This is a genomic window from Oceanimonas pelagia, from assembly GCF_030849025.1.
In the GTDB taxonomy this organism is placed as follows: domain Bacteria; phylum Pseudomonadota; class Gammaproteobacteria; order Enterobacterales; family Aeromonadaceae; genus Oceanimonas; species Oceanimonas pelagia.
On the sequence record NZ_CP118224.1, the window covers coordinates 2,318,215 to 2,339,648 of the forward strand.

Consider the following 21,434-nt stretch of genomic DNA (forward strand, 5'->3'; position numbering starts at 1 on the left):
AGCCTCCTCATATCGACAGCTTCTTGAGACGCTTGCCGCCCCAGAGCAGGTTGACCAGGGCCCGGGTACCGACAATGGCGGTAAACATGGAGGCCAGAATGCCGATCATCAGGGTCACGGCAAAGCCCTTGATGGGGCCGGTGCCGACCGCAAACAGAATGATGGCGGTAATAAAGGTGGTGATATTGGCATCGGTAATGGTGCCAAAGGCCTTTTCATAGCCCATGTGAATGGCCTGCTGAATGCTGCGGCCGTCCCGCAATTCCTCGCGGATACGCTCGAAGATCAGCACGTTGGCATCCACCGACATGCCGATGGTGAGCACGATACCGGCAATGCCCGGCAGGGTCATGGTCGCCCCCGGCACCATGGACATGACCCCGATGATGATCACCAGGTTGGCCAGCAGCGCCAGGTTGGCCACCAGACCGAACTTGCGATAGTAGATGCTCATGAACAGCACCACCGCCAGCAGGCCGTAGATCATGGCCATCAGGCCGTTTTCCACGTTCTGCTGACCCAGGCTCGGGCCAATGGTGCGCTCTTCCACGATCTGAATGGGCGCAATCAGGGCACCGGCACGCAACAGCAGGGCCAGGTTCTGGGCCTCGGCCATGGAGTCGATGCCGGTAATACGGAAGCTGCGGCCCAGCCGGGACTGAATGGTGGCCACGTTGATCACTTCCTGCTCCTTGCGAAGAACAGGCTTGCCATCGGCGCCGGGCTCACCACCGGGCTTGTACTCGGTGAATACCGTGGCCATGGCGCGGCCCACATTGTCCTTGGTGAAATCGGCCATGCGGCTGCCACCGGGGGCATCCAGACTGATGTTCACCTGCGGGCGGCTGAACTCGTCCATGCCGGAGTTGGCATCGACGATATGCTCACCGGTGAGGATCACCCGCTTTTGCAGCACCACGGCACGGCCGCTGCGATCGGTGAACAGCTCGGAGCCCGGCGGTACCCGGCCTGCGGCCGCCGCGGCGGCATCGGCGCGCTCGTCCACCAGACGGAATTCCAGGGTGGCGGTGGCGCCGAGAATTTCCTTGGCGCGGGCGGTGTCCTGAATACCCGGCAGTTGCACCACGATACGGTCGGCGCCCTGGCGCTGTACCAGCGGCTCGGCCACGCCCAGCTCATTCACCCGGTTGCGGATGATGGTGATGTTCTGCTGCAGGGCGTATTCCTTTACTTCCTTCAGCCGCTGCTCGCTCATCACCGCCAGCAGGCCAAAGCTGTCACCGCTGTTCTGAGTGCTGAACACCAGATCCGGGTAGCGCTGGCGCAGGTGGCTGATGGCCTTGTCGCGGGTGGCTTCATCACGGAACACCACCAGGGTGCCGCCGTCGCGGTTAAGCACACCGGAATAGCGCAGCCGCTCCTGACGCAGCTCGGTACGAAAGTCCTGCACCGTCTGCTCCTGCACCCGGTTCAGGGCCTCGGCCATGTCCACTTCCATCAGAAAGTGCACGCCACCCCGCAAATCCAGACCCAGCTTGAGGGGGCCGGCGCCGATGGCTTCCAGCCAGGCGGGGGTGGACGGGGCCAGGTTGAGGGCGGTGACGTAGTCGTCGCCCAGGGCCTCGGTCACCAGATCCTTGCCCCTGAGCTGATCATCGGTATTGCGAAAACGAATAAGCAACTGGTCGTTTTCCAGGGCGGCGCTTTTTACCTCGATGCCGGCCTGGGTCAGGCTTTGCTGGGCCTTGACCAGAATGTCGGAAGAAACCTGGGTTCCGCGGCTGCCGGACACCTGAAGCGCCGGATCTTCACCAAACAGGTTGGGTGCTGCATAAAGAAAACTGATGGTGATCACCAGGATCACCATCAAGTATTTCCACAGCGGATATCGATTCAACACGCTGTGCTCCTCGACAGGAAAGAATTAGAGGGACTGAATGGAGCCCTTGGGCAGGACGGCGGTGATGAAGTCCTTCTTGATGGTCACCTGGCTCTGCTCGCTCAGGCTCAGTACCACATAGTCGTTGTCGGCGGAGATCTTGGCAATCTTGCCCACCAGGCCACCGTTGGTGAGCACTTCGTCACCCTTGCTCAGGGAGGCCATCAGGTTCTTGTGCTCTTTAACCCGCTTGGACTGAGGGCGGAAGATCATGAAGTAGAAGATCAGGCCGAACACGACCAGCATGATGATCATTTCCATACCGCCACCGGCGGCACCGCCACCCTGGGCGTAAGCACTGGAGATAATATCCATTCTTGCAGTTTCCTCGTTATGGTTAAAAGCCGTTATTCACTCGTCGAAGCTGGCTGGCCCAGCGGCGGCACGGGCTTGCCCTGCCGACGGTAGAACTCTGCCACAAAGTCATCTAATTTACCCTGCTCAATGGCGCTGCGTAAACCTTCCATCACCCGCTGGTAGTAACGCAGGTTGTGAATGGTGTTTAAACGCGCACCCAGGATCTCGTTGCACTTGTCGAGATGATACAGGTAGGCGCGGGAATAATTTTTACAGGTGTAGCAGTCGCAGTCGGCATCCAGCGGGCCGGTATCGGTCTTGTGTTTGGCGTTGCGGATCTTGACCACGCCGTCGGTGGTGAACAGGTGACCGTTGCGGGCGTTGCGGGTGGGCATGACGCAGTCGAACATGTCGATGCCCCGGCGCACGCCTTCCACCAGATCCTCGGGCTTGCCCACCCCCATCAGGTAACGGGGCTTGTCTTCGGGAATTTTCGGGCAGGTATGCTCCAGCACCTTGTGCATTTCGTGCTTGGGCTCGCCCACCGCCAGACCGCCCACGGCATAGCCGTCAAAGCCGATCTCGAGCAGGCCTTCCAGAGACTGATCCCGCAGATCTTCGTAAACGCTGCCCTGAATAATGCCAAACAGGGCATTTTTGTTACCCTGCTTGTCGAAATGATCCCGGGACCGTCTGGCCCAGCGCAGGGACATTTCCATGGACTTTTTGGCTTCCTCCCAGGTGGCCGGATACGGGGTGCACTCGTCCATGATCATCACGATGTCGGAGCCCAGATCGTACTGGATCTCCATGGACACTTCCGGTGAGAGGAAGATCTTGTCGCCGTTGACCGGATTACGGAAATGCACGCCTTCTTCGGTGATCTTGCGAATGTCCCCCAGGCTGAACACCTGAAAACCGCCGGAGTCGGTGAGGATGGGCCCCTGCCAGTTCATAAAGTCGTGCAGATCGCCGTGCAGCTTCATCACGTCCTGCCCGGGACGGATCCACAGGTGAAAGGTGTTGCCCAGCAGTATATGAGCGCCGGTGGCGGCCACTTCTTCCGGGGTCATGCCCTTGACGGTGCCATAAGTGCCCACCGGCATAAAGGCCGGGGTTTCCACCACGCCCCGGTCGAAGATCAGCCGGCCGCGGCGGGCGCGTCCGTCTGTGGTATCCAGTTCAAATTTCATTCTTTACCTCACTGGCCGGAGAAACAGTCCGACCTTTAATATCGGGGATTAGGGAATAGTGATTAGTTGTAGGTACCTGTAGGCCCGAATTTATTCGGGCAATACCGTTGGCGGCTGCCATGTTCGCCCCACTAAAGTGGGGCCTACAAACCCCTTAACCAGTCCCTATTCCCCAGTCCCCATTCCCTGTTGTCGAGTAATAAACATGGCGTCGCCGTAGCTGAAGAAACGGTAACGCTCGGCCACCGCCTGACGGTAGGCTTCCATAATATGATCCCGGCCGGCAAAGGCACTGACCAGCATGATCAGGGTCGACTCCGGCAGGTGAAAGTTGGTCACCATGGCGTCCACCAGCTGAAAACGGTAGCCGGGGTAAATAAAGATGTCGGTGTCACCATAGAAGGGCGCCAGAGGCTCGCCCCTGGCCAGGCTGGCCTGGGCCGCGCTTTCCAGCGACCGTACCGAGGTGGTGCCCACGGCAATCACCCGGCCGCCCCGGGCTTGAGTGGCCTCGATTTGCGCCACCACTTCGGCGGGCACTTCGATGTATTCCGCGTGCATTTTGTGCTCGAGCACGTTGTCGACCCGCACCGGCTGAAAGGTGCCCGCGCCCACGTGCAGGGTAATAAAGGCCAGTTCGGCGCCCTTGGCACGCAAGGCATTCAGCAGCGGCTCGTCGAAGTGCAGGCCGGCGGTGGGCGCGGCCACGGCGCCGGGCTTTTCGTTGTAAACGGTCTGGTAGCGTTCCTTGTCGGCGTCGGTGTCGGGCCGGTCAATATAGGGCGGCAGCGGCATGTGCCCCACCGCTTCCAGGATCTCCAGCACGGTGCGCGGGTCGTGGAATTCGATTTCAAACAGGGCATCGTGGCGGGCCACCATGGTGGCCCGTACGTCGGGCTCGAGGATCAGCTCGGTGCCGGGCTTGGGCGCCTTGGAAGCGCGCACATGGGCCAGTACCCGCTTGTCGTCGAGCATGCGCTCCACCAGCACTTCCAGCCTGCCACCGCTGGCCTTGCGGCCGAACAGCCGGGCCGGAATGACCCGGGTGTTGTTGAACACCAGCAGATCGCCGGGATTGATCAGGTCCAGAATGTCGCCAAAGCGGCCGTGTACCAGATTGCCAGTATTACCGTCCAGCTGCAGCAGCCGGCTGGCGGTGCGCTCGGGCATGGGGTGGCGGGCAATGAGTTCATCGGGAAGTTCAAAGGAAAAATCTTGGACCTGCATAACTACCTCTGTGTAAGACGAGCGCTAGTCTAGTGAGCGCACCCTGAGGGATCAAGGCAATTCGATGTTGAAGCCAGGGCCCCGCCGCGGTGAAAACCGGGCAATCTTTGCGGTGAGCGTGATCCCGGTCAGGTTACTCAAGCATGGTGTTGGGCTATCTTGATATAAAAAGAGGAGAACCACTATGGCCGCCATCGTTTCCGAGATCATGTCATCCCGCGTGCTGGGGCTGCCTCCTTCGGCTACCCTGGCCGACGCCCGCACCCTGATGCAGCGCCATCATATTCGCCATCTGCCGGTGCTGGAGCAGGATCGGCTGGTGGGACTGGTCAGCCAGCGGGACATTCTCGCCGCTCAGGAGTCGAGCCTGGAGCAGGGACGCAACGGCCAGTTTCTGGAGCAGCACACCCTCTCGGAGATCATGAAAACCGGGGTCACCACCGTCAGCCCCCGGGCCGGCATTCGCGAGGCGGCGCTGTATCTGCAAAAACACAAGTACGGCTGCCTGCCGGTAGTGGACAGGGGCCGGCTGGTGGGCATTGTCACCGACAGCGACTTCGTCGCCGTGGCCATTCACCTGCTGGAAGTGCTCGACAACCAGCTGGCCGAGCAGGACGACGGGCTTGACGCCGGCGAGCTGGACGAGCTGCAGGCCGAGACCGAAGGCTTTGAATACCGGGACGACTCCCCCCGCTGAATGAATTACCTAGCTCACCTGCACCTGGCCGAACTCAGCGGCACCAGCCTGGCCGGCGCCCTGCTGGGGGAATATGCCCGGGGCGCCGTGGAACCATCCTTGCCGGTGCGCCTGCAAACCGGCATTGTGCTGCACCGGCGTATCGACAGCTTTACCGACGCCCACCCGCTGCACATGGCCAGAGTGCGCGCGTTGCCGCCCCCCTTTCGCCGCTTTGGCGGCATTATCACCGACATGATGTTCGATCATTTTCTGGCCCGGCACTGGCCGCGCTTTCACGCTCAGCCCCTTGAGCAGTTTGTGCAAGAGATCCATGCCGAACTGCAGCCAGACCGGCACTGGCCCGAGGCCATGGTGCAGCTGGTCATGCGCATGGAGCAAAGCGGGCTGCTGCTGCACTACCGGGAATTCGACGGCATCGTAACGGCCCTTACCCGCATCGACCGGCGTTTTCAACGGCCCACGCCCCTGCCTCAGTGCCGTGCATTGCTGGAGCAGCATTACACCGACTTTGAACAGGCCTTTCTCGGCTTCTACCCCGAGCTGGAGAAGTTCGTCTTACGCCAGGCCCGGGGGTTGGCGGGATAGAAGCAGTCAGGCTGCACCGGCTGGTGGGTAAAGAAGCGGGTGTTTTTGCAGGGCAGTTTCATAAAACCACCCACGCCCTGATCATCGATCAGCGGAATATACTCCACGATTTGCGCCAGCAGGGCGGCAAATTCGGCCTCGGCGGCGGCGTCCAGCAGCCGGTAGTAACTGTGCAGTTTCAGATGCTCGGACGTCACTTCAAAGATAATGCAGCCGCTGTGGTGGATCTGGTTGAGCCGGGTAATCACCGCCATGATCTCCGCGGGCAGCACCAGCTGTTCGTCGGGATCCCGGCCGTCTTCAAAGTAGGAGTGGGGCTGACGATCGGCACCGGTGTCGGGCCGGTCCGCCAGCCGGTAGGGAATGCGCATGTCCACAGGCGGCACAAAGGGCTGGCCGGGGCCGCTGCGACTCAGATGCAGGGTGTTGCGAGCATTGAACAGGCAGGCCTTGAACACCCCGGTTTTGGTAATGGCCCGGGCCAGGGTCACCACATTGTTGACCGCCACGGCGAAGGCCGGCAACAGGCTGGCGTCGTAAAGGTTGAGGCTGGAGTCGATATCCACTCCCTGCTTGTGCCAGTGCAGCGCCAGCCCGCCCATCACCGGATAGCGCCCCAGCCGGCTCACCGCCGCCACAAAGGCCTTTTCGGTTTCCCCCATCCCCTCCAGATATTGCTTGTAGTAGCGTTCAAGCTGGGCATCGGTCACCTGATGAATGTCTTGCCGCTCGCTGCGTTCGCGCAGAAAGGACTTGCGCGAGGAATACACCACGGTGTCGATGTCCCGCGTGTCCGTGCCCGGCCACACCGGCAACTGCGGGCTGTCGTCAAACAGCGGCAGCTCGGGCAGCACCAGTTGCCTGAGCCGGGGCATGGCCTTCAGCCAGTAGTCGCCGGCCCGGCGGCGGCGCTCGGGATCGTCATCAAGCAGGGCATCCAGCAGCCGGGCGAACTCTTGGGGCAGCCCCAGGCTGGTGGCGGGCATGGCCTTGCGGCCAAAACGGCAGGCCTGCCCCGAGGCCAGGGCATAGAGGGTGCCGGCCACGCCCTGCTCGTCAAAGCGGGGGCTCGACAGGGCGCCTGCCAGCTGCTCCGGGCCGATAAAATACACATCGCCCATGCGGGCGTTGGACTGCTGCAGATCCCCCGAGAGCAGCGCCAGCCCGCGCGCTCCCGCCCAGTGGCCCTCGGCGTCCAGCTGGGCAAACACCGACGAGCCCCAGTCCACCAGGCTGATGCGCCCGCTGCATGAGTCATACATGATGTTGGAGGGCTTGATATCACCGTGCACCACCGGCGCCGGCTCGCCGTCCCGAGTATGCCGGCGCAGGGCCAGCAGTATGTCCGCCAGCTGGGCGGCGATGTCGATGATCTCCCGGGCCGACAGTCGGCCCCGGCGCAGGCTGTAATGCTCCAGATCTTCCCCCGGCGCCCGGCTCATCAGCAAAATGCCCTGGCGACCGCGCAGGGCATAGGCAATATACTCGGGCACCAGCGGATGGCGCACGCAGGACAGCATATAGGCCTCGTCCGCCAGCCGCTCGCGCACCGCCTCGGGCAGGTCGAGTCGGGAAAACTTGAATGCCACCTGCTCGCCGTTTTCACCGGTGCCGGCAAAGGTAAAGCCGTATACCCCCTTGCCCGCCAGGGTGATGTCGCGGTAGCCGAGCTTTTCCAGCTCGGCCTGGCACAGGGCAATCCAGTCTTTCAGTTTTTGCGCATCGTTGGCGCTCAGCAGATAGATGGACTGCTCTTCGGGAATATAGAAGTTGCCCAGGGCATCCATGGCCGGCATCAGTGCAGCCGGGCCAGCATGCGTCCGGGCTGCTCCAGGTAGCCCTGCCAGCAACGGTTGAAGCGTGCCAGGCTGGCGCCGTCCATCACCCGGTGATCCGCCGACCAGCACACCGTCATGATGTGCCTGGCCACCACTCTGTCCTGCTCATCAAAGCGGGGCAGCCGCTGCAGCCGCCCCAGGGCGGCAATGGCCAGCTGCGGCGGCATGACGATGGGCGTGGACACGGTGCCGCCCAGCACGCCGATATTGGACAGGGTAATGGTGCCCCCCTGAAGCTCGGCCTGGGTCAGCCGGCCGGCCCGGGCCGCCCTGGTCAGCCGGCTGAGTTCCCGGGCCAGGGTGAGCAGCGACTTGTCTTCGCAGTGGTGCAGCACCGGCACCAGCAAGCCGGCCGGGGTGTCCACCGCCACCCCCACATGGTGGCCGTCTTCATACACCAGAGTCTGGCCGCCTTCTTCAAGCCGGGCGCCCGGCAACGGAAAGTCCGACAGCGCCAGTGACAGCGCCTTGATAAAAAACGGCAGCAGGGTCAACTTTACGCCTTCCCGCTCACACTCGGGCGCCAGGCGGCTTTTCAGCGCCAGCAACTCGTCGAGGCAAAATTCCTCGCAATAGGTAAAGCGGGGAACGGCGAGGCTCTCGGTCATGTGCCGGGCCATGGCGGCACGCACCCCGGTTACCGGCTCGCGCCAGGCCGACTCGGTGCGGGCCGGGGCGCCCTGCGCCGCCAGCCAGGCCTCCACGTCTTCCTTGTAGATGCGGCCCTTGTCGCCGGAGCCCGGCACCTGCGTCAGATCCACATTGTGCTCCCGGGCCAGCCGGCGCACCGCCGGGCTGGCCACGGCACGCCGACCGCTGGCAGCCGGTGCCGATGAAACGCTTGAGGCTGGTGCCGGCTCTGCTGCCGGCCTGGGATCCTGCGCCGCCTTTTCCTGCTCGGCGGCGGTGTCTTCATCCGCCAGCTCCAGTTCAAACAGGGGAGCATGCACCCGGGCCATGGCGCCCTTTTGCACATAGAGCCGGGAAATGGTACCGGCGTGCACCGCCGGGATCTGCACCAGCGCCTTGTCGGTCATCACATCGCAAATGGCCTGATCTTCTTCCACCCGGTCGCCCTCGGCCACCAGCCAGTCGACCAGCTCGCATTCCACTATGCCTTCGCCGATGTCCGGCAGCAGAAAGTCCTTTTTCATGGGCGCTCCTAAAAATTCATGGTGGCGTGAATGGCATCCAGAATTTTGTACTGGTCGGGCATGTACTGTTTTTCCAGCGCCAGCGGAAAGGGGGTATCAAGGCCGCATACCCGGGCGATGGGACTTTCCAGATACAAAAAGCAGCGCTGCTGCACGGTGGCGGCGATCTCCGCCCCCACACCACCGGTGAGCGGCGCCTCATGGCTGATCAGCAGCCGTCCGGTCTTGAGCACGGATTCCACCACAGTGTCTTCATCCCAGGGCAACAGGCTTTGCAGATCGATCACCTCGCAGGAAATACCCTCGCCTTCGGCCAGTTCGGCGGCGTTTAACAGATACTCCATCTGGGCGCCCCAGCCCAGCAGGGTGATATCCGAGCCTTGCCGCACCACCTCGGCCTGGTCCAGCGGCAACTGGTAATGGCCTTCGTCCACCTCGGCCACCGCCGCCCGGTACAGCCGCTTGGGCTCAAAAAAGATCACCGGATCCGGGCAGTCGATGGCCGCCAGCAGCAGGCCCTTGGCCTGCACCGGCCCCCGGGGCACCAGCACCCGCAGGCCCGGCGTGTGCACAAAATAGGCTTCCGGCGACTGGCTGTGGTAGTGGCCGCCGGCAATGCCGCCGCCGTAGGGTGTGCGCACCACCAGGCCCCCCACATTGAACTGGTTGCCGGAGCGATAGCGGAATTTGGCGGTTTCGTTGACCAGCTGATCAAAGGCGGGAAAGATGTAATCGGCAAACTGGATTTCCGCCACCGGCTTCAGCCCCTTTGCCGCCAGACCGTTGGCAAAGCCGACGATGCCCTGCTCGGTGAGCGGCGTATTGAAACAGCGGTCGTTGCCGTACTTGTCCTGCAGCCCGCTGGTGGCCCGGAATACGCCGCCAAAATGGCCCACGTCCTCGCCAAAACACAGCACGGTGTCGTCCCGTGCCATGGCCAGATCCAAGGCGTTATTGACCGCCTGCAACAGGTTCATCTGCTTCATGCACGCTCCCTTTTCCGGTTGGCCGCATCCTGCTTTTTCAATCTGTCCAGCTGGCGCTCAAGGTGACGCGGCACCGCCGCGTATACGTCTTCCACCAGGCTCTCCAGGGGCGGCTTGTGTTTTTGCTCGGCCCGCTTCATGGCCTCCAGTATCTGCCGGCGCAGCCCATCGCTGTGGCGGCGGTCTTCATCTTCGTTGAGCCAGCCTCGATGCCCCAGCCACAGCCGGTAGCGGCCGATGGGGTCCCGCTTGCGCCAGCGCTCCTCCTCGGCCCGGGAGCGGTAGCCGCTGGGATCGTCCGACGAGGAATGGGCCCCCAGCCGGTAGGACATGGCTTCGATCAGTACCGGCTGGGGTTCCTCAAGCATCAATTGCCGGGCCTGGCGCGTGGCTTCAAACACCGCCAGGGTGTCGGCGCCGTCCACCCGCAGGGTGCGAATGCCGTAACCCACGGCACGACTGGCGATGCCGTCGCCCACGAACTGCTCGCTGGCCGGAGTGGAAATGGCGTAGCCGTTGTTGCGGCAAAAGAAAATCACCGGGGTTTTCAGCACCGCCGCCATGTTCAGGCCGGCGTGGAAGTCCCCTTCCGAGGCCGCCCCCTCGCCGAAATAACACAGGGTTACCGCCGCCTCCCCGGCCAGCCGCTGACCGTAGGCATAACCGGTGGCCTGGGGAATTTGCGTGGCCAGAGGCGAGGAAATGGTCATGAAATTGAGTTCACGGCAACCGTAGTGCACCGGCATCTGCCGGCCTCTGCCCAGATCGTCTTCATTGGAAAACAGCTGGTTCATGAACTGATCCAGGGTAAATCCCCGGTGCAGCAGCGCCCCCTGCTCCCGGTACTGGGCCAGGATCATATCGTCGGGTGCCAGCGCCGCGGCACTGGCCACCGCCTGCGCCTCTTCCCCCAGACTTTGCAGGTAAAAGCTGATACGCCCCTGGCGCTGGGCCGCCAGCATGCGCTCATCCAGCAGGCGGGTAGCGACCATGCTGCGGTACATGGCCAGGGCCTGCTGCCTGTCGAGCACGGGCTCGGCGGCATCGGCATAAAGCTGGCCATCGTCCTTCAGCAGCCGAAAGGTGGGAATGGTCAGGCCGTGGCCGTCCACGAACCGGGCCCGGTGCACCAGGGTAATGGTGGCGTTATTGGGATTGGTCATGCCGCCCTCGCAGTCCAACTGGAACCTCGTGGCTAATTCTAGTCGCTTTTATTCCGGCGGCCCGGCCTGGCGCCCAACGAAAAAAGGCAGCCCGAAGGGCTGCCAAAAACGAGATGGACCTTGAAGTGTTGTAATTATGCGGCTTAACCCGGTCAGATGTTTTCGAACTGACCCATGGTGTTGTCCTTGCCGCCGGCCTTGAGCGCGGCTTCGCCGGCGAAGAACTCCTTGTGGTCGTCACCGATGTTGGAGCCGGCCATGTCCTGGTGCTTGACGGTGGCGATGCCCTGACGGATTTCCTGACGCTGAACGCCCGCCACATAGGCCAGCATGCCTTCGTCGCCGAAGTAACCCTTGGCCAGATTGTCGGTGGACAGGGCCGCGGTGTGGTAGGTCGGCAGGGTGATCAGGTGGTGGAAGATGCCGGCTTCCCGGGCCGCGTCGGCCTGGAAGGTACGCACCTTCTCGTCGGCGGCCAGGGCCAGCTCGGTGGCGTCGTAATCGGCGCTCATCAGGCGATCCCGGTCGTAGGCAGAGACGTCCTTGCCTTCGGCGGCCCAGGCGTCGAACACCTGCTGACGGAAGTTCAGGGTCCAGTTGAAGGACGGGCTGTTGTTGTACACCAGCTTGGCATCGGGCACCACGGCGCGAATGCGGTCCACCATGCCCTTGATCTGGCCGATATGGGGCTTCTCGGTTTCAATCCACAACAGGTCGGCACCGTGCTGCAGGCTGGTGATGCAGTCCAGCACCACCCGGTCTTCACCGGAGCCGGCCTTGAACTGGAACAGGCCGGAAGGCAGACGCTTGACCTTTTTCAGCTTGCCGTTGGACTTGATGACCACGTCGCCGTTGTCGATTTCGTCGGCGCTGTTGATGTAGTCGCCGTCAAGAAAGCTGTTGTACTGGTCGCCCAGATCGCCCGGCTCGTTGGTCACGGCAATCTGCTTGGTCAGACCGGCACCCAGGGAGTCGGTACGGGCCACAATCACACCATCGTCTACCCCCAGCTCGAGGAAGGCCAGACGCACGGCGTTGATCTTGGCCAGGAAGTCGGCATGGGGCACGGTGACCTTGCCGTCCTGGTGGCCGCACTGTTTCTCGTCGGACACCTGGTTTTCCAGCTGAATACAGCAGGCACCGGCTTCTATCATCTTTTTGGCCAGCAGGTAGGTGGCTTCGGCATTACCAAAGCCGGCATCGATGTCGGCGACAATCGGCACGATATGGGTTTCGTGATTGTCGATTTGAGCTTCAATTTCCCTGGCCTTGGCGCTGTCACCGGCCTTCTGAGCGTCTTCCAGGGCACGGAACAGGTGGTTCAGCTCCCAGGCATCGGCCTGACGCAGGAAGGTATACAGCTCTTCGATCAGCGCCGGTACCGAGGTTTTCTCGTGCATGGACTGATCCGGCAGCGGGCCGAATTCGGAGCGCAGGGCGGCCACCATCCAGCCGGACAGGTACAGGTAGCGACGCTTGGTGCTGCCAAAGTGCTTCTTGATGGAAATCAGCTTCTGCTGACCGATAAAGCCGTGCCAGCAGCCCAGGGACTGGGTGTATTGCGCCGGATCCTTGTCGTAGGCGGCCATGTCTTCGCGCATGATTTTGGCGGTGTACCTGGCAATGTCGAGGCCGGTCTTGAATTGGTTCTGCACCCGCATGCGGGCGGCATGTTCGGGCTTGATGGCACCCCAGGTCGGGTTCTGCTTGATCAGCGTGGCCAGGGTATCGATCTCATTGGCGTATGGCATGGTTTCAGTCCTGTCTTGTTGTCGTTGAGCAATCGGCGCCCAAACAGTTGTACATCCCTGTCAAACCAGCGTTTACACCGCCGTTCGGCTGGTTTGGCAGTACTTCGGTGTTGTTGTTTTTATGTGCGGCCTTGCAGCTCGCTTCCGTTTGTTCGGCGGGTTACGGTCATGTGCCTTACCGAACCCTTGCCCGTTTCTTTTGCGTTGCGGTGTGACTATTACGTTGCGCAAAAAAAACAGTTCGATCAAGATCCAATTTAACTAAAACACAACATGCGTCACATAACCCCACTGGCCTAATACTAAAGCATAACTGGCTCTAAACCCTTAAATTAAGCCACATCAACCCGCCACCACATTCCACAGCAATACCTGAAAAAGAAAAAATAAAACGTAAATAAACAACAAAAAATCACAAAACATTGGATTTAACTCAATATTATGAGTGAATGGCAAACACGCGCCACCGCCCACTTCAGCCCCCATAAAGCCGGGCAGGGTGGGCGCTCAATACAGCGAGAGGTATTTTTTTTGCGTTCGCAAAAAACAGGGGGAACAACAGGATCACGGCCACGAACACCGGGCAGTGTTGTTGTTTTGTCATATTCCATGACGCCGGTCAGCTTTGCCTTTAGGAGCGCACCGGCACGCGCTCCTGGGGCCCGGTCGGCGGCGGCCACGACAACAAAAAATGTTTTTGACTGAGGGCTGAAATGTGGCCCGGCACGGTTGTTGATTGGTTAAGACAATCAATTTAATAGAAAAGAATGATTTCACCGAATGAACGGCTTTACCTAACATGAGCAGCGTTCGAAACACACTCACTCAGAGAAACACAAGGAGCTATTCATGGCCGTTTCCATCAATACCGAAATCAAGCCCTTTACCGCCCAGGCCTATTACAACGGTGACTTCGTGCAGGTGACCGAGGCCGACCTCAAGGGCAAATGGTCCGTGGTGTTCTTCTACCCGGCCGACTTTACCTTTGTCTGCCCCACCGAACTGGGCGATCTGGCCGACCATTATGACGAGCTGCAGCGCATGGGCGTGGAAGTGTTTGCCGTCTCCACCGACACTCACTTTACCCACAAGGCCTGGCACGACAGCTCCGAGACCATCGGTAAAATCCGCTACTACATGGTGGGCGACCAGACCGGCACCATCACCAACAACTTCGGCGTGATGCGTGAGGGCCAGGGCCTGGCCGACCGCGCCACCTTCATCATCGATCCCGAAGGCGTGATCCAGGCCATGGAAATCACTGCAGAAGGCATTGGCCGCGATGCCGCCGATCTGCTGCGCAAGATCAAGGCCGCCCAGTATGTGGCTGCCCACCCGGGTGAGGTGTGCCCCGCCAAGTGGCAGGAAGGCGAAGCCACCCTGGCCCCGTCCCTGGATCTGGTTGGCAAGATCTAATCATCCAGACGGCTTGCACCCGGCCCGCCCATATTCGGCGGCGGGCCGGGTTTTTTACACCCCATTTTCAGCACAGGACACGTTATGTTGGATGCCAATCTCAAAAAACAACTGGACACCTATCTGCAACACATCGTCTCGCCGATAGCGATCAGCGTGTCCGGTGATGACTCTGCAAAATCACACGAATTACGGGAGCTGGCTGGCGAAATCAGCGCGCTCTCAAGCAAGATCAGCCTGGAGCAGGCGCCCGCCGCCCGCACCCCCAGCATGAGCATTGCCGCCGCCGGCCAGGCGCCCCGGGTGGCCTTTGCCGGCGTGCCCATGGGCCACGAGTTCACTTCCCTGGTGCTGGCGCTGCTGCAGACCGGCGGTCATCCGTCCAAGGCCGCCCCCGAGTTGCTGGAGCAGATCCGCAACCTTGAAGGTAAATACCACTTTGAAACCTATGTGTCGCTGTCGTGCCAGAACTGCCCGGATGTGGTGCAGGCCCTGAACCTGATGGCAACACTGAATCCCAATATCAGCCATGTGATGATAGATGGCGCCCTGTTTCAGGACGAGGTCAACGAGCGCAATATCATGGCGGTGCCCGCCGTTTTTCTTAACGGCGCGCATTTTGGCCAGGGCCGCATGACCCTGGAGGAAATCGTCGGCAAGCTGGACACCGGTGCCGCCGAGCGTCAGGCCGCCGCCCTGAATGAGCAGGCTCCCTTTGACGTGCTGGTGGTGGGCGGTGGCCCCGCCGGCGCAGCGGCCGCCATCTATGCCGCCCGCAAGGGGGTGCGCACCGGCCTGGTGGCGGAGCGCTTCGGTGGCCAGGTGATGGACACGGTAGGCATAGAGAACTTTATTTCCGTGCCCTATACCGAGGGTCCGAAACTGGCGGCCAGCCTGGAGCAGCACGTCAGGGAATATGAGGTGGAACTGATCACCAGCCAGCGCGCCGCCGGCCTTCGCCAGAGCGAGCTGATTGAAGTCCCGCTGGAAAGCGGCGCCGTGCTCAAAAGCAGGTCGGTGATCCTCGCCACCGGCGCCCGCTGGCGCGAGCTGAACGTGCCCGGCGAGGCCGAATACCGCACGCGGGGCGTGGCCTACTGCCCCCACTGCGACGGTCCCTTCTTCAAGGGCAAGCGGGTGGCCGTAGTGGGTGGCGGCAACTCCGGCATTGAGGCGGCCATCGATCTGGCGGGCATCGTCGAGCACGTGACCGTGCTGGAATTCGCCGACAGCCTGCGCGCCGACGAGGTGCTGCAGCGCAAGGCGCGCTCCATGGGCAATATCGATATCATCATGAATGCCCGGACCACAGCAGTGCTGGGGGACGGCAGCAAGGTGACCGGTCTGCAATACACCGACCGCACCAGTGGTAAAGCCCAACACCTGGAGGTGGCCGGCATCTTTGTACAGATTGGCCTGGTGCCCAATACCGAGTTTCTGCAAGGCTCGGAAGTGGAGCGGACCCGCACCGGCGAGGTGATCATCGACAGCCGGGGCGCCACCTCCATGGCCGGTGTGTTTGCCGCCGGCGACGCCACGACCGTACCCTACAAGCAGATCATTATTTCCATGGGGGCCGGCGCCACCGCCGCCCTGGGCGCCTTTGATCACCTGATCCGGTCGTAAAACCGGGGAATGGGGAATAGGGATTCCCTGCTCCCTATTCCCCGCCTTTTAGTTGCGCCTTGAGGTTGGGCGGCGTGCCCTTGATGGTGAGGGTGTCGGTGGCCGGATCGTATTCGATGCGCTCGCCCAGCAGCTTCTGATCGAAGCTGATGGTCAGCCCGCCTCCCGAGCCCACATATTTGGTCAGGCCCTTGAGGGCCGAACGGTCCACCGGAAACCGCTCCTCGAGGGCATATTCCTCGCTGACAAACTGATAAAAGTCGAGATCGTCATCGGTGCCCAGCTCCGCCGACAGTTCGCGCAACTCCAGCTCTTCCCCTTCCTTGAGCTGCTCCCGGCAATACTTGCTGATGGTGGCCTTGCTCTGTTCACGCTCTTCCTTGCTCAGCTGGCGGACCTCGCAGTATTCCTCCACTGCCTTCATCAGCCCCTGACTCTGGGCCCTGGGATCCATACCCTCGACGCAGGACAGAAAGTTGAGAAAGAAATCCGACACCTTGCGCCCGGCCCGGCCCTTGATAAAGGAGAAGTAGCGTTTTGACTCGGGACGCGTCTGCAGCTCGGTCAGATCCAACCGCGCCGCCAGCTGCATGCGCCCCAGATCCAGGTAGCTGGCCCGGCTGACGTCGAGCTTGTCGGTCACAGTCACGCTGTCCTTATTATCGAGCAGGGCGATCAGCAGGTAGCGGGCCCCCAGCCAACGGTAGCGTACAAACAACAGCACGCCTTCTTCCTGCATGTCCAGCCGGTTCAGCTCGCCCAGCAACCGCTCGGCGGCCAGGTGGGAAAACGGCGCAAAGCCCAGGCTCTGATCCTCCATGCGCCGCACCAGATCGCGAAAGCCGGTGTCTTCGTCACTGAAATAGCCAAACACCTTGCCGGCCTTGGTGTTGTAAACGTGATGCAGCTCGCTCATCAGCTGGTTCACCGCCGGGCCCGTGGCCAGCTCGTCGTCGCGCCTGGCGAGCGCCGTCTGGCCCTGCTCATTGATAAACAGGGAGTGCACTATGATGTGTTCGATGTCCAGGCTCATGTCAGATTGCCATAGAGTTGCCGAATGGGGTGGGGTATTATAGACGCCCTGTTACCAAGTTAAACGATTGAACGCCCATGCCTGTTATTTCCAAGTACGACAAACAATTTGACCAGTTGCTGAGCGAGCTGGAGGCGGTGATGGACAAACACCAGGCCCCGGCGGACCTGCGGCTGATGGTACTGGGCAACCTGGCCACCCATGTGATCAATCACCAGGTGGCCCCCGGCCAGCGCAAGGCCATTGCCGACAAGTTCGCCAGTGTGCTGACCTCCTCCGTCGACACGCAAAAAGGGGCGCACTGAGCGCCCTTTCATTCACCGAGATTCACCCCCTCATGGTTGAAACCGGCCCCCACTACCGCGATAACGTCTCCCGCCTGATCGGCTGGGGCCACTGGTTTGTCTTTTTCAACATACTGCTGGCCATGGCGGTGTCCGTCCGCTATCTGTTTGCCGCCGGCCTGCCCGACAGCGCCCTCGGCATGGGCTACATGCTGGTCAGCTGGGTGGGGCACTTTGCCTTTCTTACCTTCTGCACCTACCTGCTCACCCTGTTTCCGCTGACCTTTGTGTTTCCCCGGCTCAGGGCGGTGCAGTTTCTCGGGGCCGGCATCGCCACCGCCGCCCTCACCCTGCTGCTGGTGGACACTCAGGTATTCAGCCTGTTCGGCTTTCACCTTAATCCGGCGGTATGGCGGCTGCTGCTGGACCAGGCCCAGGCGGAAGGGGCCCCGGGCTGGGGCTGGCTGTTTGCCTGGGTGCCGGTGCTGTTCGTGCTGGAGCTGTGGCTGGGCGCCTGGCTGTGGCGCTGGAGCCGGGGCCGTTCCCGCTCGCTGTCGCGGCCGCTTACCCTGCCGCTGCTGGTTTGCTTTTTCCTCACCCACAGCGTGCATATCTGGGCCGACGCCACCCTGTATACTCCCATTACCCTGCAGAAGGCCAACTTTCCCCTCTCCTACCCCATGACCGCCAAGGGCTTTCTGATCCGTCAGGGCTGGCTGGACGAGGAAAGTTACCGCCAGCGCTCCGAGCAGGTGGCCGACAACCCGCAGCAGCGGCTCAGTTACCCGCTGCGTCCGCTGTCGGTACAGCCTCCGGAGCAAGCACCCAATATTCTGCTGGTGGTGGCCGACGGCCTGCGTGCCGATCAGCTCGATGCCATCACCATGCCCAACCTGAGCCGTTTTGCCGCCCAGCACCTGCGCTTTGACAATCACCTCAGCGCCGGCAACCGCCCCGAGCCGGCCCTGTTCAGTCTGTTCTACAGCCTGCCCGCCCACTACCGGCGGGAAGCCGAGCTAGAGCGGGTAGCGCCGGTGCTGATCAACGAACTGCAGCGCCAGGACTATCGCATTGGCCTGTTTGCCAGCGGCGGCACCGACGCGGACCTGTACCGGAATGCCATTTTCAGCACCCTGCGCAGCCCTGCCATGGAGCCGGCCCCCGGCGGCGCCGAGGGCGACCGCCGAGTGCTGGGCCGTTTTGCCGGCTGGCTGAGCCAGCAGCCGGACGATCGCCCTTGGTTTTCCTATGTCTACCTGGATGCGCTCAATGCGCTGTCGCTGCCCGAGGGCATGACCGGCCCCTTTCAGCCGTCGCTGACGCAACTGAACCCGGCCGACAGTTACCGGGCCGAACAGCACGAGGCCCTGCTCAACCGTTATCGCAACGCCGTGTTTTATACCGATCAGTTGCTGGGCGGCCTGCTGGGCCTGGTGCAGGGTCTGGAGCGGAACACCCTGGTGGTGGTGACCTCCGGCCATGGCATGGAATTCAACGACAACGGCAATAACACCTGGGGCTTTGGCAACGCCTATTCACCAGCCCAGTTGCGCGTGCCGCTGGTGATTGCCTGGCCCGGACGCGATGCCCCCGCACGTTTCAGTCACCCCACCAGCCATCTGGATCTGGCGCCTACCCTGTTGCAACAGGCTCTGGGCGTGACCAATCCGCTGCGCAGCTATGCCAGTGGCCAGTCGCTGTTTGCGGTGCGTCCGAACCGCTGGCGGCTGGCATCGGATGAAGAGGAATACGCCATTTATCAGAATGGTGACATCACCCTGTTCAACCGGCGCGGCGATCTGCAGTTGCTGAATGCCACCGATTACGGCGAGCGGGAAGGAAGCAATCCGGAGCTGACCCTGCTGATGCAGGTAATGAACGAGCTGAACCGGTTTCAGGGGAAATAGCAGGGATTAGGGATTAGGGATGGTGTGAGCAGTTAATTCCCCCGTCACCAGTCCCTATTCCCTGTTATTCAGTCCAGTACCCGGCGGGCCTGCCAGTAACGGCTGCGCCAGTAGACGTTGTCCAGGCTGGAAATGGTCACCCCCACGCTCGATGAGGCATGAGCAAATTTGCCATTGCCGATATACACGCCATTGTGGCGCATGCTGCGGCCGGTGCGGAAAAACACCAGGTCACCCGGACGCAGTTCGTCCCGCTCCACTTCCCGGCCCAGCAACACCTGCTCATTGGTGCTGCGTGGCAGCTCCATGCCAAAGGCTTCCTGATACAGGGTCTGGGTAAAGGCAGAGCAGTCGATGCCGTCCGCCCCCTCACCGCCAAAGCGGTAAGGCACGCCCCGCCAGCGCTGATAGACCTGATGCAAATCGCTGACCGTGGCCAGGGTCCGTTTGGGCTTCATGGGCTGGGTGCTGATGCTGTAAGTCAGGGAAGAGGACGGCTTTTTGCCAGTCATCCTTTTGCCTGACTCGAGGCCCTGGGTGCTGCTGCACCCGGCCATCACAAGCAGACTGCCGATAACAATGATATGTTTGATCATATGAACAATGGCAACCAAAGAATGGGCTCCAGCATAGTCCAATTTCTGCGTACTTTGCAAAGCGAAAAATGAGCGAAAACAATGATATTGACGTCGAACTGCTGATTTGTGACGTCATGGCGATTAAGTCACCACAAACTGTCTGCAAAACGCTCTCCCCGGCAGAGCGCCAGCGCCTGGACGGCATCACCAATGCGGTCCAGGCCCGGCTGTTTTTACTGGGCCGTTACCTGTTGCGCCAGCGCCTGGGCCGGTTGCTGGGCCAGCCCCCGGCCACCCTTGAAATCGGCCTGAGCGACAAGGGCAAGCCCGAGCTGGCCGGCGGCGGCTGGCAGTTCAACCTGAGCCACAGCGGTTCCCTGCTGGCGCTGGCGCTGAGCCCGCACTCGGCCGTGGGGGTGGATCTGGAGAGGCGACAACTGGAGCCGGCACGCATCACCCGCCTGGCCCGGCGCTACCTGGCCGGCGCCGAACAGGCATGGCTGACTCAGAGCCGGCAACCGGCCCAAGACTTTCAGCGGCTGTGGACCGTCAAGGAAGCCGTGCTCAAGGCCGGCGGCGATGGCATTGCCAACAACCTGGACCGGGTCGAGTGGCGTCCCGGCGAGCCCCGGGCGCACTTCAACGAGCGGGTTTACCGGCTGTATCAGGGCCGGGCCGCCGATGCCAGTCTCACCCTGGCGGTGGCGGGAGAGCCCGGCCGGCTGCGCCGGCTTTCCCTTGCCGATTGCGCGCCGGCGCTTGAAATTACCGGACCGCAACCCAATCTAGCCATAAACCCCTAATGAGGCTTTTCAATGATCCTTGATATCACGGTAGAGAATTTTCAGCAGGCACTGCTTCAGGCCTCCATGGATAAAACGGTGGTGGTGTTTTTCCACGCCGATCAGGTGCCCGAATGCCAGCCCATGCGCCCCCTGCTTGAGGGGCTGATTGGCGCCGATAACAGCCATGTGGATCTGGCCCGGGTGGATGTGGCCGATCCGCAACTGCAAAGCCTGGCCATGCAACTGGGTCTGCAGGCACTGCCGGCCCTGGTAGCGTTCAAGGGCGGCCAGCCGGTGGACATGCTGGAAGGCCCTCAGGACGAGGCCGCGCTCAGGGCGTTTCTCAAGCCCTACCTGCCCAACGAGGCCGAGCTGCTGCTGGATCAGGCCAGGCAGATGCTGGGCGTGGATCCCAAAGCCACCTATGGACTGCTGCAACAGGCCCGGGGGCTGGAAGACACCCCGGCCATTCGCCTGACCCTGGCCGAGACGGCCCTGGCCCTGAACAAGCTGGAAGAAACCCGGCAGTTGCTCGACACCATCGGCATGGCGGATCAGGACAGTCAGTACCAGCACGTGCTGGCCCGGCTGGAGCTGGCGGAAGAAGCCGCCGACAGCCCCGAACTGCGCGAGCTGGAGCAGAAGCTGGCCGCCTCGCCGGAAGATCTGGGCCTGAAGGAAGAGCTGGCGGTGCAGTATTTTCAGGCCGGCCGCCAGGAAGAAGCCCTGCAGTTACTGACCGAAATCCTGCAACGGGATCTGGCTTTCGGCGAGGCCAGAAAGCACCTGCTCGACATGCTCACCAGCATGGGCGCCGATCCGGTGGCATCCCGCTACCGCCGCAAGCTGTACAGCATGCTGTACTGATAAGGACCAAGGACTAGGGACTAGGGACTAGGGACTAGGGACTAGGGACTAGGGACTAGGGACTAGGGACTAGGGACTAGGGACTAGGGACTAGGGACTAGGGACTAGGGACTAGGGACCAAGGATAACTTACCAGTCCCTAAT

19 protein-coding genes are annotated in these 21,434 nt (G+C 61.8%); 8 read left to right on the forward strand and 11 right to left on the reverse strand.

Features of this window, described 5'->3' with window-relative positions:
• Positions 1-7: 7 nt before the first annotated feature.
• The 4 genes from secD to queA all read right to left on the reverse strand — a co-directional run bounded on the left by secD (position 8) and on the right by queA (position 4,617).
• Positions 8-1,861 carry a protein translocase subunit SecD gene (gene secD, locus PU634_RS11030; protein WP_306760847.1) on the reverse strand — a complete coding sequence of 618 codons (1,854 nt, stop codon included), beginning with the start codon at positions 1,859-1,861 and terminating at the stop codon, positions 8-10.
• A gap of 24 nt (positions 1,862-1,885) precedes the next feature.
• On the reverse strand, positions 1,886-2,215 hold the full coding sequence (yajC, locus tag PU634_RS11035; RefSeq protein ID WP_306760848.1) for a preprotein translocase subunit YajC: 330 nt from the start codon (positions 2,213-2,215) through the stop codon (positions 1,886-1,888).
• A 32-nt stretch (positions 2,216-2,247) separates the two neighbouring features.
• Positions 2,248-3,390: a tRNA guanosine(34) transglycosylase Tgt gene (gene tgt, locus PU634_RS11040; RefSeq protein ID WP_306760849.1), complete on the reverse strand. Its 1,143-nt coding sequence runs from the start codon at positions 3,388-3,390 to the stop codon at positions 2,248-2,250.
• Positions 3,391-3,555: 165 nt separating this feature from the next.
• Complete coding sequence (gene queA / locus PU634_RS11045; RefSeq protein ID WP_306760851.1) at positions 3,556-4,617, reverse strand: tRNA preQ1(34) S-adenosylmethionine ribosyltransferase-isomerase QueA; 1,062 nt, start codon at positions 4,615-4,617, stop codon at positions 3,556-3,558.
• 184 nt (positions 4,618-4,801) lie between these two features.
• On the opposite strand from queA, the gene PU634_RS11050 reads away from it, so the two are divergent.
• Entirely contained in the window at positions 4,802-5,314 is a 513-nt protein-coding gene (locus tag PU634_RS11050) for a CBS domain-containing protein (protein WP_306760852.1), read from the forward strand.
• Positions 5,315-5,902, forward strand: coding sequence for an acyl carrier protein phosphodiesterase (locus PU634_RS11055; RefSeq protein WP_306760853.1), 588 nt, complete (start codon positions 5,315-5,317; stop codon positions 5,900-5,902).
• Here PU634_RS11055 and PU634_RS11060 read toward each other — a convergent pair.
• From PU634_RS11060 to PU634_RS11080, 5 genes are all read right to left on the reverse strand, one after another.
• Positions 5,848-7,698, reverse strand: a complete 1,851-nt coding sequence (locus PU634_RS11060) for a protein kinase domain-containing protein (RefSeq protein WP_306760854.1) — start codon at positions 7,696-7,698, stop codon at positions 5,848-5,850. The two genes, PU634_RS11055 and PU634_RS11060, sit on opposite strands and share 55 nt — an antisense overlap.
• Positions 7,698-8,894 carry a 2-oxo acid dehydrogenase subunit E2 gene (locus tag PU634_RS11065; RefSeq protein WP_306760855.1) on the reverse strand — a complete coding sequence of 399 codons (1,197 nt, stop codon included), beginning with the start codon at positions 8,892-8,894 and terminating at the stop codon, positions 7,698-7,700. The genes PU634_RS11060 and PU634_RS11065 overlap by 1 nt, the downstream gene beginning before the upstream one ends.
• A gap of 8 nt (positions 8,895-8,902) precedes the next feature.
• Positions 8,903-9,880, reverse strand: a complete 978-nt coding sequence (locus PU634_RS11070; RefSeq protein ID WP_306760856.1) for an alpha-ketoacid dehydrogenase subunit beta — start codon at positions 9,878-9,880, stop codon at positions 8,903-8,905.
• Positions 9,877-11,043 (reverse strand): thiamine pyrophosphate-dependent dehydrogenase E1 component subunit alpha, encoded by a 1,167-nt coding sequence (locus PU634_RS11075; protein WP_306760857.1) that lies wholly within the window; start codon positions 11,041-11,043, stop codon positions 9,877-9,879. Before PU634_RS11075 ends, PU634_RS11070 begins: the two co-directional genes overlap by 4 nt.
• 152 nt (positions 11,044-11,195) lie before the next feature.
• Entirely contained in the window at positions 11,196-12,794 is a 1,599-nt protein-coding gene (locus PU634_RS11080) for an isocitrate lyase (protein ID WP_306760858.1), read from the reverse strand.
• A gap of 849 nt (positions 12,795-13,643) precedes the next feature.
• Between PU634_RS11080 and ahpC the strand changes: the two genes are divergently transcribed.
• Positions 13,644-14,210, forward strand: coding sequence for an alkyl hydroperoxide reductase subunit C (gene ahpC, locus PU634_RS11085; RefSeq protein WP_306760859.1), 567 nt, complete (start codon positions 13,644-13,646; stop codon positions 14,208-14,210).
• Positions 14,211-14,294: 84 nt separating this feature from the next.
• Positions 14,295-15,836, forward strand: a complete 1,542-nt coding sequence (gene ahpF / locus PU634_RS11090; protein WP_306760860.1) for an alkyl hydroperoxide reductase subunit F — start codon at positions 14,295-14,297, stop codon at positions 15,834-15,836.
• A gap of 34 nt (positions 15,837-15,870) precedes the next feature.
• On the opposite strand, the gene yejK is transcribed toward ahpF, so the two are convergent.
• Entirely contained in the window at positions 15,871-16,869 is a 999-nt protein-coding gene (gene yejK / locus PU634_RS11095) for a nucleoid-associated protein YejK (RefSeq protein ID WP_306760861.1), read from the reverse strand.
• 77 nt (positions 16,870-16,946) lie between these two features.
• On the opposite strand from yejK, the gene PU634_RS11100 reads away from it, so the two are divergent.
• On the forward strand, positions 16,947-17,174 hold the full coding sequence (locus PU634_RS11100; RefSeq protein ID WP_165662121.1) for a YejL family protein: 228 nt from the start codon (positions 16,947-16,949) through the stop codon (positions 17,172-17,174).
• Positions 17,175-17,206: 32 nt separating this feature from the next.
• Positions 17,207-19,060 (forward strand): DUF3413 domain-containing protein, encoded by a 1,854-nt coding sequence (locus PU634_RS11105; RefSeq protein ID WP_306760862.1) that lies wholly within the window; start codon positions 17,207-17,209, stop codon positions 19,058-19,060.
• 68 nt (positions 19,061-19,128) lie between these two features.
• Here PU634_RS11105 and PU634_RS11110 read toward each other — a convergent pair whose 3' ends face one another.
• On the reverse strand, positions 19,129-19,572 hold the full coding sequence (locus tag PU634_RS11110; protein ID WP_371319596.1) for an NlpC/P60 family protein: 444 nt from the start codon (positions 19,570-19,572) through the stop codon (positions 19,129-19,131).
• A 152-nt stretch (positions 19,573-19,724) separates the two neighbouring features.
• Here PU634_RS11110 and PU634_RS11115 point away from each other — a divergent pair, with 152 nt between their 5' ends.
• Both PU634_RS11115 and PU634_RS11120 read left to right on the forward strand, forming a co-directional pair.
• Positions 19,725-20,441 (forward strand): 4'-phosphopantetheinyl transferase family protein, encoded by a 717-nt coding sequence (locus PU634_RS11115; protein ID WP_306760863.1) that lies wholly within the window; start codon positions 19,725-19,727, stop codon positions 20,439-20,441.
• Positions 20,442-20,453: 12 nt separating this feature from the next.
• Positions 20,454-21,290 carry a tetratricopeptide repeat protein gene (locus PU634_RS11120; RefSeq protein WP_306760864.1) on the forward strand — a complete coding sequence of 279 codons (837 nt, stop codon included), beginning with the start codon at positions 20,454-20,456 and terminating at the stop codon, positions 21,288-21,290.
• Positions 21,291-21,434: the final 144 nt, after the last annotated feature.

Bases quoted from the DNA above. Each gene is read 5' to 3' on its own strand.
- PU634_RS11100 (WP_165662121.1), top strand. From the start codon at position 16,947: ATGCCTGTTATTTCCAAGTACGACAAACAATTTGACCAGTTGCTGAGC.
- tgt (WP_306760849.1), bottom strand. From the start codon at position 3,390: ATGAAATTTGAACTGGATACCACAGACGGACGCGCCCGCCGCGGCCGG.
- PU634_RS11115 (WP_306760863.1), top strand. From the start codon at position 19,725: ATGAGCGAAAACAATGATATTGACGTCGAACTGCTGATTTGTGACGTC.
- PU634_RS11120 (WP_306760864.1), top strand. From the start codon at position 20,454: ATGATCCTTGATATCACGGTAGAGAATTTTCAGCAGGCACTGCTTCAG.
- PU634_RS11080 (WP_306760858.1), bottom strand. From the start codon at position 12,794: ATGCCATACGCCAATGAGATCGATACCCTGGCCACGCTGATCAAGCAG.
- PU634_RS11105 (WP_306760862.1), top strand. From the start codon at position 17,207: ATGGTTGAAACCGGCCCCCACTACCGCGATAACGTCTCCCGCCTGATC.
- yejK (WP_306760861.1), bottom strand. From the start codon at position 16,869: ATGAGCCTGGACATCGAACACATCATAGTGCACTCCCTGTTTATCAAT.
- PU634_RS11060 (WP_306760854.1), bottom strand. From the start codon at position 7,698: ATGCCGGCCATGGATGCCCTGGGCAACTTCTATATTCCCGAAGAGCAG.
- PU634_RS11055 (WP_306760853.1), top strand. From the start codon at position 5,315: ATGAATTACCTAGCTCACCTGCACCTGGCCGAACTCAGCGGCACCAGC.
- PU634_RS11075 (WP_306760857.1), bottom strand. From the start codon at position 11,043: ATGACCAATCCCAATAACGCCACCATTACCCTGGTGCACCGGGCCCGG.
- PU634_RS11110 (WP_371319596.1), bottom strand. From the start codon at position 19,572: ATGACTGGCAAAAAGCCGTCCTCTTCCCTGACTTACAGCATCAGCACC.
- yajC (WP_306760848.1), bottom strand. From the start codon at position 2,215: ATGGATATTATCTCCAGTGCTTACGCCCAGGGTGGCGGTGCCGCCGGT.
- PU634_RS11050 (WP_306760852.1), top strand. From the start codon at position 4,802: ATGGCCGCCATCGTTTCCGAGATCATGTCATCCCGCGTGCTGGGGCTG.
- PU634_RS11070 (WP_306760856.1), bottom strand. From the start codon at position 9,880: ATGAAGCAGATGAACCTGTTGCAGGCGGTCAATAACGCCTTGGATCTG.
- PU634_RS11065 (WP_306760855.1), bottom strand. From the start codon at position 8,894: ATGAAAAAGGACTTTCTGCTGCCGGACATCGGCGAAGGCATAGTGGAA.
- ahpF (WP_306760860.1), top strand. From the start codon at position 14,295: ATGTTGGATGCCAATCTCAAAAAACAACTGGACACCTATCTGCAACAC.
- ahpC (WP_306760859.1), top strand. From the start codon at position 13,644: ATGGCCGTTTCCATCAATACCGAAATCAAGCCCTTTACCGCCCAGGCC.
- queA (WP_306760851.1), bottom strand. From the start codon at position 4,617: ATGCAGGTCCAAGATTTTTCCTTTGAACTTCCCGATGAACTCATTGCC.